Raw genomic sequence first — 6,197 nt, forward strand, 5'->3', positions numbered from 1 at the left:
TGATCGTTCACTCTGTGGGGATGCCAGGACCATAGTGAACGATCACTTTTTGCGTCAAGGGTGTGTAGTCTCTGACTTCACCGAACGTTGGCGGATGGGTGGGAGAAGCGGATGGACGGCGCTGACACGGCGCAACGACGGCCGACGATCACCGATGTGGCGCGGCTGGCCGGGGTGTCTCCCCAGACGGTGTCGCGGTATCTGCGGTTCAACGGCGGACTGAAGCCGACGACCCTGGAACGCGTCGAGAAGGCGATCAGGGAACTGGACTACCGCCCCAACCTGGTGGCACGGTCCATGCGGACACGGAAGACCGGCCGGCTGGCGATCCTCATGCCCGCCATGGCGTTCAACCCCTCGCGCATGCTGGCGGGGGCCACCGCGCAGGCACAGGCCGCGGGCTACTTCGTGGACGTCGTGAGCGCGGGGGGCGGCATACGGGCGAGGAGTGAGCGCCTGCTGGAACTCGCCGACTCGGGGCAGTTCGAGGGCATCCTGTCGCTCGCCCCGGTCCTCCCCTCGGTGGAGAACAAGCTGCATCAGAGGACGACCGTGGTGATCTCGGCCGACTTCGACGACGAGATGCGCGTCATCGGTCAACTGGCCGACGCCACGCCGATCGTGCGGATGATCGAGCACTTGGCGGAGCTCGGGCACTCGCGGTTCCTGCACGTGGCGGGCGACGCGCAGTTCGCTTCGGCGAGGGCCCGCAAGCAGAGTTACCTCGACACGGTCGAACGCCTCGGGCTGGAGTCCGTCGGAGTCTTCGACGGCGACTGGTCCGGCGAGTCCGGCACCGAGGCGATCAGGTCGCTTCCGAGCCGCGCCCGCCCGACCGCGGTGATAGCGGCCAACGACCTCGTCGCCACCGGCGTCATCCGGGGCGCCGCGGAGCGCGGCTGGGACGTGCCGGGGGACGTCAGCGTGACCGGCTGGGACAACGACGCTCTCGGTCAGTTCATGACCCCCTCCCTGACCACCGTCGACGTGGACTTCGAACGCCTCGGCCGAGAGGCCATGGCCAAGCTCATCGCGGGTTTACTCGACACCGTGCCCGAGACGAACACGGAACCGATGTTCCGGGTCATCTGGCGGGAATCCACGGCTGAGCCGTCCTCCTAGGCGCCGCCCGCGTCGGTGACCGCCGGGGCCCTGCCGTCGGGGCATGCGCCGACCCGGGACGGACCCGTCGCCGCCTGCGCCTGATCGCGCTCCCGGGCCCGGCATCGACAGGTCGACCCGCACGGCACGCGCCTGCTCGGGTCGTGCGGGCGCGGCCGCGCGTCACCGGCCGCGCGTCACATCAGTTCCCGTAGACGTCGAGCCGTCCGCACATCCCGAACTTCCCGTGGGCAGCGGGTAGTTCGGACCGTACGACGGCATCGGCGAGGTGCGGGAACTCCCCCCGCTCCAGCGAGTCGAGCTGCACCCCGGTGGCCGCCGCGGAGGCCTCGGCGCCCTGTCGCCACCGCTCGCGCCACTCGGCGATGCGCGGCCGTACGAGCGCGGCGGCGGCCCGGTGGAACTCGGCCAGGGCCTGCGGTCCCTCGGCCGCGCACAGTGCCCGGTAGCCCTCCAGGGCCAGGTCCCGCCGCGCCCGGGCGACACGCTCCTGCTCCGCCTCGGGCGCGTCGGCGGGGATGGCGGTGGCGCGCGCGTACGTCTCGGGATCGGTCAGGTACTCCGGAGGGAGCGTGAGGACGGCGTCCCCCGCCTCCGGCAGCCCGCTGTTCTGCATCAGTACGGTGATCCGCAGATCACCTTCGTTGACCAGCCGGTGAATGGTGCCCGGCGTGAACCAGGCGACGGTTCCCGCCTGGAGCGGAGTCTCCTCGTACCCGGACGCGGTCAGCGTCTGCACGGTCCCGCGCCCGCCGGTGACGACGTAAGCCTCCGAGCAGGCCAGGTGCATGTGGGGGGTGCCGCCGCACGCTCCGTCGGCGGCCGGCCAGTCGTACACCGAGAGATGTGAGACGGCGACGCCTCCAGGCAGCCCCGTGTTGTTTGCACTCATGAACTGAAGTACTCCGTTTCGCCATAGTAAGCGCTTACTAGTTGTGTAAGATATGTCTTCTGGTCGAACAGGTCAATGTCCTGATTAAATCGATCCATAAATCACCGCAGCCGTCAGGAGATTGATGTGACCGATGGGTTGGCCGGCAGGTTGAAGGGCAAGAGCGTCTACGCCTTCGGCGACAGTATTGTGCACGGGCATGCGTATCCGAGAAGTTTCGCTGACTTCGTTGCCGAACAGGAAGGGATGATTCTCACGAAGTTCGCGCGTAACGGTGCCACGATCGGCGCCGACCCACACGCTTCCGGCGGGCAGATACTCGCACAGGTCGAAGGGGCGACCGGCGTCGCGCCCGACTTCGTCATCTTCGACGGCGGCACCAACGACGCCCAGTCGATCTTCAGAGATCGAGCCTATGACGTGGGCATTTACGCGGATGAGTTGGAGAGGACGCTCAGCGTGATGAAGCAGAGGTGGCCGACCGCCTCCATCGTGTACATCTCCGCCCACAAACTCGGTTCGCGGGACTGGGACACACAGATGGCATTGCGCGAGGTGACGTTGCGGACCTGCCGGAAGGAGGATGTCGCCGTCGCCGATGTTTTCGGGGACACCACGTTCGACACACGTGATGACGCCCAGAGAGCGACATACACATTCGACGACCTCGTGAACGGATTCCCCGGCACGGACGGGTCGGGAACGCATCCCAATCTGGCTGGCATCACCACGTTCTATGTGCCGGTGGTCAGCACAGTGATGCGACAGATTTCACCGCACTGAGCAGCACGGAAATCAGCTCTGCCGGATCGACCGAGATCCGGCAGAGCTGATTTTCATACGCGAATGTCAGCGGACGGGATCTGTCACTGGCCGAATCCGGTGCCCCGCGAGATCCGGACGTCGTCCACGTTCACCGCTCCGCGCTCGCCCCCGTTCGAGTACCACGCGATCTTCGCGATCCCCGGCATCGAGGTGCGGAACGCGGCATCGGTCAGCACACGGTGGCCGTCGACGTCCAGGTCGAAGCGCTGGTTGACGGTGTCCACGGTGAGCGTGACCCGGTACCACTTGCCGTTGGTGTACGTACCGACCACCGTGTCGGTGGTTCCCTGGTACGCGTGGATCTGGCCGCGGGCGAACGCGACGCTGACGGCTTGGACACCGCTGGCGTTGTACACGTAGGGCAGTCCGAACCAGCCGGCCTGCGAGTCGTTGCGCATCACCTGTGCGTCGATGGTCACCAGGCCCTGCATCGGGGTGCTGAACAGCCGGGCAAGGTTGGTGCCGTCGGTGCCGCCGCCGTCGACGGTGCGGGTCAGCCGGACGCTCTTGTCGGTGGCGGACGGGGTGTCCACGACGGAGATGTCGTTGTTGGTCGAGGTGACCCGCCAGCCGTTGGTCCCGTCGGCGAGCGTGCCGGTGGCCAGGTTGTCGAAGGTGTCCGAGAAGGCGATGTTGGGCGCGCCGCGTTCGAGGGCGCCGATCTCCGGGCCGTTCCCGATCGGCACAGGAGACCCGGCGTTGTCGAGGCCTCCGTTGCCGGTGACCGTGGCTCCGGCGTCGACGAACACCGATCCCGACTGGAGCGCGAAGTTCGCCGCCGTGCCGAGCCTCGGGCCGTTCTCGTCGCCGTAGGGCCCCGTGACGGAAGAGTTGACGAACATCGGAGCGCCGACCACGGCGTTCGCGTCCGACGTGGGCACGGTCGTCAGGTTGTCCGAGTAGCCGTTCTTGTTGTAGATGATGGTCGACTTTTGTACGAACGTGGGCGCGGACTGCCCGGAGACGAACAGGTTGTTGGTCAGCGTGGCCTTGCCGGAGACGCCGCCGGTCACCATGTTCGTCGAACTGGTGTTGGCGAAGGTGTTGTTGTAGATGTTCGCCACCGTGCCGCCCGTCTGCGACAAGTGGAGGTTCCACCGCGTGCTGCCGGTGATGACGTTGTAGCGGAGCACCACGCTGCCGAACTGGACGCTGGAGTTGCATGCGCAGAGCAGGACGCCGTCGCCGTTGTCGTGCAGGTAGTTGTACTGGAACAGCTGGTTGGTGGTGCCGATGTCGGGATCCAGGGCGTTCTGGTCGGCGCCGCCCGACGAGAGGTGGGTGCCCATGATCTCGTTGTGCTGGACGGTGACGCTGTCGGCCATGTTGGTCTCGACGCCGGAGACGCCGACCCGGTCGATCACGTTGCCCTCGACGAGTCCGCCCCGGGTGCCGGTGAGGTAGATGCCGTTGCAGCCGAAGGGCGTGTTCGCCTGCGTGATGTAGTTGCCGCGGAACGTGACGTTGGTGTACGGCGTGAACCGCGAGTCGGTGGCAGTGGCTCGCTTGCCCCAGCCGGTGAAGACGGCACCGGGCGCGTCACCGGCGTACTGCTTCGTGACGATCCCGCTGAACGAGGTGTTCTTGATGGTGGAGTTCTCCACGGTGATGCCGTCGAGGACCGTGGGGGCGCCGGGCGCAGTGATGTCCTGGACGCCGGTGAGGAAGGCGATGCCGCCGGTGTCCTTGGAGCGGTCCCAGCCCTGCTGGAAGGTGATGCCCGGCTTGTTGTCGGCGGTGCTGCCGCCGACCCACTTGACCTCACCGGTGACGTCGTGCACGTCCACCGAGTCGATCACGAAGTGGTGCAGGGTCTGGCCGTTGTCACCGTGCACGCCGATGCCGCGGAAGTCGCCGAGTTTCGAACCGTCGCTCGTCCCCGTGGGTACCGCGTTCGACACGTCGAGGTGGCGGATTTCCCAGTACTGCTGGTTGTTCAGCCGCACCGCGTCACCGACGGTGCCCTGTCCGGCGATCTTCGGCTTGGCACCCGTTCCGTAGCTGTCGATGGAGATCGGGGAGCCGTCGGCGCCGGAGCCCTTCGGCCACAGTTGTCCGGTCCAACTGTCCCCGGCCTCGAAGCGGATGGTGTCGCCGGGCTGGAAGGTCGTGGAGTTCACCTTGCTCAGGGAGCGCCAGGGCGCGGTGGTGCTGGTACCGGCGTTGCTGTCGCTGCCGCTCGTGCTCACGTAGTAGGTCGTGCCCGCGGCGTAGGCCTCCTGCGCGGGGATGAGAACGAGCGATGCGAGCACGACCGCCGGCGCACACAGTGCGGCGACTGTCGCCTTTGACATGAGTCTTCGGTAGACGGTCATGGTCCTCTTCTTGTTCTTGTCGTTCGGGGTGGTGCGGAACGGACTCCTGTGGTGACGCGTGCGGCTGCGGCATCGCGTAACGGCTCGGGGCGTGTGCGGTCGGGGGCCGCGCGACGGGTGCGCCACGGGGTGGGCGACGGCCCGTATACGGATTCGGTCGGACAAGTGCTGTTGAGGGCCCGGCTCTGCGGCCGCTCCCGGAGGAGAGCTCGGCGCGCACGGTTGCCGGCGACCGTCGGCGTCGACGCGTCGGGCACTTCGCGCCGACGTGTTTTCTGTGTCACCGCGCCTTCCCTGGGGTGCGGGGGGCTCTCGACCGCGAGCGCCGTGTGGGTACGCGGGCGGGACGAGGACGAGGAAGAAAGACCCGCATGCGTGCGCGGTCGAAGGCCACGTGCGGCCGTGTTGACGTGGTCGTGTTGCGCGTTGTCGGTGCCGCCGGGGGACGGCTGGAGATCGGTGGAAGTCCTCATGCCTGCCCTCGAGACACGCTGGGAAATCGTATTCCGCGCAGTGTGCCCAGGGCGGATGGTGTGCGTCAAGGTTTCAGCCAGGTGAACCGGCGGCGAGGAGAGGGACCGCTCACGGAAGACGACGGCAGGTCGACGGGATCCGTTCGGCGCCACGCACATGACCGCGAGAACGAGTGCCAGGAGGCCCAGCGCCGAGGTCTGTCCTGGTGGGGTGGCATGGCGGGGCTCGGCCAGGCAGAGACGCGGTGGCACGAGGCGGGCTCGGCCAGGCAGGCAGGCAGGCAGGCAGGCAGGCAGGCAGGCAGGCACACGGTGGCACGAGGCGGACTCGGCCAGACAGGCACACGGTGGCACGAGGCGGACTCGGCCAGGCAAACACGCGGTGGCCCGGCGGGGCTCCGGCCAGGCAGCGTGCTGTCGTTAGCCCTGCCGTCCTGCTCAACGGGACGCCCGAAGCGGCAGCTCTCCTTCGGGGCTAGGCCCTGTCGTTTGGATCAGGTCGGCCGTGAGGTGCGGTGCGTTTCGGCCGAGCCGAGCGGGGTCTGGTGCGTGCAGCTGCAAGGCGGAGGA

At 67.5% G+C, this 6,197-nt stretch carries 4 protein-coding genes; 2 read left to right on the forward strand and 2 right to left on the reverse strand.

The window, feature by feature from the left end; all coding sequences use genetic code 11:
* The first annotated feature begins 111 nt into the window (after positions 1-111).
* Positions 112-1,122 (forward strand): LacI family DNA-binding transcriptional regulator, encoded by a 1,011-nt coding sequence (locus ABZ098_RS40910; RefSeq protein WP_356599408.1) that lies wholly within the window; start codon positions 112-114, stop codon positions 1,120-1,122.
* A gap of 181 nt (positions 1,123-1,303) precedes the next feature.
* Here the strand turns inward: ABZ098_RS40910 and ABZ098_RS40915 are convergent, their stop codons facing one another.
* Positions 1,304-2,014: a cupin domain-containing protein gene (locus ABZ098_RS40915; protein WP_356599410.1), complete on the reverse strand. Its 711-nt coding sequence runs from the start codon at positions 2,012-2,014 to the stop codon at positions 1,304-1,306.
* A gap of 126 nt (positions 2,015-2,140) precedes the next feature.
* Here ABZ098_RS40915 and ABZ098_RS40920 point away from each other — a divergent pair, with 126 nt between their 5' ends.
* Positions 2,141-2,797 carry an SGNH/GDSL hydrolase family protein gene (locus ABZ098_RS40920; protein WP_356599412.1) on the forward strand — a complete coding sequence of 219 codons (657 nt, stop codon included), beginning with the start codon at positions 2,141-2,143 and terminating at the stop codon, positions 2,795-2,797.
* A gap of 83 nt (positions 2,798-2,880) precedes the next feature.
* Here ABZ098_RS40920 and ABZ098_RS40925 read toward each other — a convergent pair whose 3' ends face one another.
* Positions 2,881-5,133, reverse strand: a complete 2,253-nt coding sequence (locus ABZ098_RS40925) for a right-handed parallel beta-helix repeat-containing protein (RefSeq protein ID WP_356599414.1) — start codon at positions 5,131-5,133, stop codon at positions 2,881-2,883.
* Between the last annotated feature and the right edge of the window lie 1,064 nt (positions 5,134-6,197).

The sequence above is a fragment of the Streptomyces sp. NPDC006335 genome, from assembly GCF_040612795.1.
Taxonomy (GTDB): domain Bacteria; phylum Actinomycetota; class Actinomycetes; order Streptomycetales; family Streptomycetaceae; genus Streptomyces.

Bases quoted from the DNA above. Each gene is read 5' to 3' on its own strand.
- ABZ098_RS40915 (WP_356599410.1), bottom strand. From the start codon at position 2,014: ATGAGTGCAAACAACACGGGGCTGCCTGGAGGCGTCGCCGTCTCACAT.
- ABZ098_RS40910 (WP_356599408.1), top strand. From the start codon at position 112: ATGGACGGCGCTGACACGGCGCAACGACGGCCGACGATCACCGATGTG.
- ABZ098_RS40925 (WP_356599414.1), bottom strand. From the start codon at position 5,133: ATGTCAAAGGCGACAGTCGCCGCACTGTGTGCGCCGGCGGTCGTGCTC.